This window comes from Saccharothrix sp. ST-888, from assembly GCF_000955975.1.
GTDB lineage: Bacteria > Actinomycetota > Actinomycetes > Streptomycetales > Streptomycetaceae > Kitasatospora.
Genome location: NZ_JYJF01000199.1, coordinates 1 through 5,118, shown reverse-complemented (window position 1 = coordinate 5,118; position 5,118 = coordinate 1). Strand labels below are relative to the sequence as shown.

Genomic DNA, 5,118 nt, shown 5'->3' with positions numbered 1-5,118 from the left:
TCCGCCTCGCCGACCACCTCGATGTCGGGCTGGGCGTCCAGCAGCGCCCGGAACCCGGCCCGCACCAGGACCTGGTCGTCGGCCAGCAGTACCCGGATCATCGTCCGTCTCCCTTCCCGGTGTGGTCCGTGCCGCCCGGTGCACCCGCCGTCGTCCCGTCGGCGGTCGGCAGCCGGGCGCGGATCCGGAAGCCGCCGTCTGCGCACGGCCCGGCCGCAAGCGTTCCGCCGAAGGCCGTGACGCGTTCCCGCATCCCGACCAGTCCGCTGCCCGAACCTTCGTCCTCGGTGTCGCGACCGGCCGGTCCCGGGTCGTCCACCTGGACGGTGAGAGCGTCGGCGGCCAGCCAGTCGAGCCGCACGGCCGCGCTGCGGGCAGCCGAGTGCCGGATCACGTTGGTGAGCGCCTCCTGGACGATCCGGAAGGCCGCCAGGTCGAGCCCGGCGGTCAGTTCGCGCGGGGTGCCCTCGGTCCGGACCTCGACCGTGAGGCCCGCATGACCGGCCTGCCGGACCAGTTCGTCCAGGCGGGCCAGACCGGGGGCCGGGCCGCGCGGGGCGTCCGCCCCCGGGGCGCGCAGCCTGCCCAGCACCTGGCGGACCTCGCCGAGCGCCTCCTTGCTGGCCGCCTTGATCGTGACCAGCGCGGTCCTGGCCTGTTCGGGCCTGCTGTCGAGGAGCTCCAGGGCCACGCCCGCCTGGAGGTGGATCAGCGAGATGCTGTGCGCCAGGATGTCGTGCAGCTCGCGGGCCATCCGCAGCCGCTCCTCATCGGCCCGGCGGCGCTCCGCCTCCGCTCCGGCGGCCCGGCGGGCGGCGATCTGCTCCCACCGGAACCGCATGATCTCGGCGACCGCCAGCACCAGCAACAGCCAGGCTGCCACACCGAGTTCGGACCACCAGCCGGGCCGGGAGCCGGCTCCGTGTGGCCGACCGCCCGGCACGACGTGCGCGAGCAGCAGATGAGCGGCGTAGAACGCGGCGGCGCTCAGCCACGCCGCCCGGCGGTGCCCGGACCGGACCGCCACGACGAGGGCCACCACCGGGCTCAGGAACACCGGCCCGTACGGGAAACCGGCGACCAGGTACACCACGGTGACGGCGGAAACCCCCACGACGACGGCCGCCGGGTGCCGCCGGCGGAACAGCAGCAGCGCGGGACCGAGCAGGAGCAGCAGGTAGCCGAAGGCGTTCAGCCCGAGCCGACCGCTCTGGTGACCCGCCGCGCCGGTCGTCCCGACCACCTGGACGAACGCGACCAGCACGGAGGAGGCGACCGGCCAACCCGCCCGCGCGGACGGGACCCACGGCGGGCGCCAGGGCGGGCGTTCATCAGTCATGCGGCGAAGGCTATCGGCGCACCGGCCCGCCGGGCGTCAGCCGAGCGCGGTGCGCGCGCCTACTCCCTCCGTAGTACGGCCCGCGTGGAGGAACAAAACGAGCAGTGGCGACAACGGGCCGATCTTGGTTCCGGTTCGGTACCTTGGGTCAGATGCGCTGGTCAGCGGCCCTACGTTCCGGGTCATGCCGGTTGGCTTCCGGTCTGACGATCGGGTCTCCCGCCACGGCCGGCTCGCGGCCGGGCAGCTGGAAGCAGAGCCGCTGCGAGCCCCGGTCAGACGGGGCGGGTCACCTTCTTGCGACATCACATGGCACCAGTGGCAGGCGGCATACCCCACGCTCAACAGCACCGGCACCCCACGCCGCTCCGCCTCCGCGAAGGCCTCGGGCCCCCACTCCCACCAGTCGACGGGGTTCTCGGCGTGCTGCAACAGGTACGGGGAGGTGGCATCGGCCAGGCGGTTCACCATGTGGGCAGTATCGCAGCGCCCAACGGGGCACCGGTGGCCATCGTCCGGGGGATCGGCGACCGGGCGGACGGCACGAAGAGCAGTGCGGAGGACCGCAACTGGCAGCCGCAGGCCGCAGCGAACGCTGCGGCGTTCGCTACCCGGCTGGCAGTGGAACTGGTGGGGGAACAGGAGGAGACCTCAATGCCCCGGGGCGACAGGGTCCGTTCGGCCGACCGGTTCGACCGACGCGTCAGCAACACCGCCCACAACAGCACCGTCGGCATCATGGCCGGCCCGGTCACGGGCAGCAACGTCCACATGAATGTGGCCCCGAAGGCATCCGGCCCGACGGACCTGATCGCGGAACTGAACGGTTTCCGCGATCAGCTGGCGCGGCACCGCTCCGAGGGCGCCCTCGACGAGGACACCTACCGAGAGGCCCTTACCGATCTGGACTCCGCCCTCCGCTCAGCCGGGAGGAACACCCCTGAATCGTCGAAGCGGACGGCCATGATGCTCAAGAGGCTGCGCGGTCTGGTCGCGGAGTGCCCCGCGCTGGTAGCCGAGCTGGCCCTGCTGGTCACGGCGGCCGGTGACCTGGCATGAACAACAACGATGCCCCGTACAACTCAGCCATCAATTCCACCATCGGGATACAGGCCGAGGCCGTACACGACTCCGCCGTCTACGTCATCCACCCGGACGCCTCACCGCAGGAGAAGTACAGGATGGGCGTGCGGCTCTTGGAGGGCGGCATCCCCAGCCGCGCTCGCGAAATGATCGCTGATGCGATCGGCCACGGGTACGACGGCGCTGAAGTGTGTTTCCACTGGGTGCTCGCCATACTCAGCGCACGCACTTACCACGACCTCAGCACCGAAGAGATCCAAGGGCTGCACTACGCATCAGGGCGCGTACGGACCTACGCCGAGGACGAGTGGAAGGAAGCCCTGCGCGTCACTTTCGAGCTGCTGGCGGTGCTTAGCACCGCGAGTGGCGAGACCGGCCCCGTGTTGAAGCAGTTACACGACCTGCCGCTCCGCCAGCACGACGCGATCCTCCGCCACCTCGACCTCATGCTCACCGGAGGGCTGAAGGACGACCTGTGGGCGGAGACCCGCGAACGGGCCAGGGCGGAGCGCTTCGGCAACGACCGGGGTCGGCGTGTCTGGGCCTACTTCGAGCCCGCCCCCATCGGGGCGCGGGCCGTTCCGCCCCGCCCGAGCACCGCTGCCGCCGCCAAGGCGGCCCTCCCGGTCCGGGCGGTCCTGTTCGTCGTGAGCAGCGTGCTCTGGGCCCTGGCACTGATCGCGGATCCGGCCAAGGCGATCGTCGAGTTACTGGTGGCGCTCGGCGCGGGTCTGACCGCGGCCCGCTTCGGCGTCCGGTGGTGGGGCCAGGAACCCCGGTTGGAGCTCACGGCCGTGACCCGCGTCTCGCACACGCGCGGTGCCGCCTCCGCCGAGGACGGGTTCACCAACCGCGTCCGCCATTCGTTCGATCACTACTTCACCGTTCGCACGCCCTACGGGCTCACCCCGGACGCCTGGCTCGCCCACACCGCCCAGGTCCGCAGCAGCCTCGCCGCCGAGATCGCGGACCTCTACCGGGAGAGCCGGATCAGTGTGGACCGGGTCACCTGGTTGATCCGGTACCTCGCTGGGGACGCCCGGAACCGCCACAACAACGGCACCCTGTTCGATCATCACCGCCAGGACCCGACTCCGGTCAGGACGAAGGCCCTGACCGTGGTGGCCCTGGCCGTTCTCGGCATCGCGGCTCTGAGCGCGTTCGGAACGGCAGTCTCGGGTGCCGCCTCGCCGCAGCCTCTGTGGGCGTTCCTGGCCGTACTCGGTACGACCTGGTCCGGGCACACGGCCGCTTCCCTCTGGCTGAAGGTCCGGCGGGAAGAGCACCGGGTGGCCCGGGAGACCCAGAAGTACCGTGAACAGCTGACCGCACGACAGATCGCCCACCAGCGCTGGCAGTCGCTCCTGGACGCCACGCGCCCCAGCGAGCTGGAAATGGAGACCTGGCTCACCTGCGACAAGACTTCGTTCGTCGATGAAGCGCTCCGGTACCACCGGCTCACGTGGCGCGACCTGATCACCCACACCATCCTGGTGGCCCCAGCCCCTTCCTACAAACGAGGCCGGGTCAGGGGCGGTCCCTGGCGGTACTCGCACTACGTCTTCCGCCTGTTCCTGTTCACCCAGGACGGCATCCGCGAGATCAGCTCCGAGTTCAACTTCTCCGACGCAACGCGCAAGAACGAGCAGCGGAGCAACTACCGGTTCGACGCGCTGTCCTCCGTGCAGGTGACGGAGAACGTCGATGTCGGCTACGACCTGGAACTCGTCCTCACCAACGGACCAGCCAGGAAGATCCGCGTCAAGGACGCCGATGCCCATCAACTGGCGCCGGACGAGAATTCTCAGGAAATCTCCGAGATCAGCCTCAGCGCGGCCGGCTCCACCCACACCTTCCGCCTCCTGGAGGGGATAGCGGCGGACGGGAAGGGCTGGATCGAACGGCACAGCCCCAACAACCTGACGCCCTTCCAGATCGCCGGCTGATCCTGAACTCGAGCATGGGAATGCCTGTGACCTCCACGGACGATGTCACCGAGAGCAAAATCCTGCTGGCCGAGTACGACTGCCTCAAGGAGGAACAGAAGACCCGCATAGGGTTCCGCGACAACCTGCTCTACTTCACGCTCGCCGCGGCCACTGCGGTCGTGGCGGTCACCGTCCAGAGCGGACAGTCCCGACTGCTGCTCTTCGTCCCCGCGATCTGTCTGATCCTGGGCTGGACCTACCTGGTCAACGACGAGAAGATCTCGGCGATCGGCTGCTACGTCCGCGACCAACTGGGACCGCGCCTGGGGGAACTCGCCTCCGCCCACGGCACGGTGTTCGGCTGGGAGGTCTACCACCGCAACGTTGCGGGCCGCACCATGCGCAAGCGGCTTCAGACCGCGGTGGACCTGTTCACGTACCTGGTCCTGCCGATGGTCTGCACGACCGCGTTCTGGTGCTCTCCCACCGTTCAGCCCCTGCTCGTGACCACTTCTCTCGTGCAGACGCTCGCCCTGGCCGTACTGGGCTGGCAGTTCCTGCGCCGTGCGGAGCGGTAGCACCAGCCCCGCTCCACACACGCGTACGACGCCTCCGGCGCGCGGAGGCGCGGGCCGGGCTCCGCTGTACGATCAGCCGGCGTCCGGCTCGGGCCGGGGCAGCTCGTCCAGGTCGAGGGTGTAGGTCCGCCCGTCGGCCAGCTCGATGGGCAGCTTGCCCGAACCGTACTTGTGCGTGTGCGCCGCGATG

Annotated in this window: 4 protein-coding genes and 2 pseudogenes; 3 read left to right on the top strand and 3 right to left on the bottom strand. The window is 70.0% G+C overall.

Annotated elements, in window-relative coordinates:
* The 3 genes and pseudogenes from UK12_RS40250 to UK12_RS38705 form a co-directional block, all read right to left on the bottom strand.
* Positions 1-101 (bottom strand): annotated as a pseudogene (locus UK12_RS40250) (response regulator transcription factor); the annotation flags it as partial.
* Positions 98-1,339, bottom strand: coding sequence for a sensor histidine kinase (locus UK12_RS31760; protein WP_045306675.1), 1,242 nt, complete (start codon positions 1,337-1,339; stop codon positions 98-100). The pseudogene UK12_RS40250 and the gene UK12_RS31760, both read right to left, overlap by 4 nt.
* Before the next feature lie 294 nt (positions 1,340-1,633).
* A pseudogene (locus tag UK12_RS38705) lies at positions 1,634-1,810 on the bottom strand (DUF255 domain-containing protein); the annotation flags it as partial.
* Between UK12_RS38705 and UK12_RS31755 the strand changes: the two are divergent.
* Genes UK12_RS31755 through UK12_RS31745 form a run of 3 tightly spaced genes read left to right on the top strand, consistent with a single transcriptional unit; the run spans position 1,811 to position 4,928 of the window.
* Positions 1,811-2,398: a hypothetical protein gene (locus UK12_RS31755; RefSeq protein WP_197085336.1), complete on the top strand. Its 588-nt coding sequence runs from the start codon at positions 1,811-1,813 to the stop codon at positions 2,396-2,398.
* The gene (locus UK12_RS31750) at positions 2,395-4,368 is read left to right on the top strand and encodes a hypothetical protein (RefSeq protein ID WP_197085335.1); all 1,974 of its coding nucleotides are present in this window, start codon (positions 2,395-2,397) and stop codon (positions 4,366-4,368) included. Before UK12_RS31755 ends, UK12_RS31750 begins: the two co-directional genes overlap by 4 nt.
* Positions 4,369-4,382: 14 nt before the next feature.
* Entirely contained in the window at positions 4,383-4,928 is a 546-nt protein-coding gene (locus UK12_RS31745) for a hypothetical protein (RefSeq protein ID WP_197085334.1), read from the top strand.
* Positions 4,929-5,118: the final 190 nt, after the last annotated feature.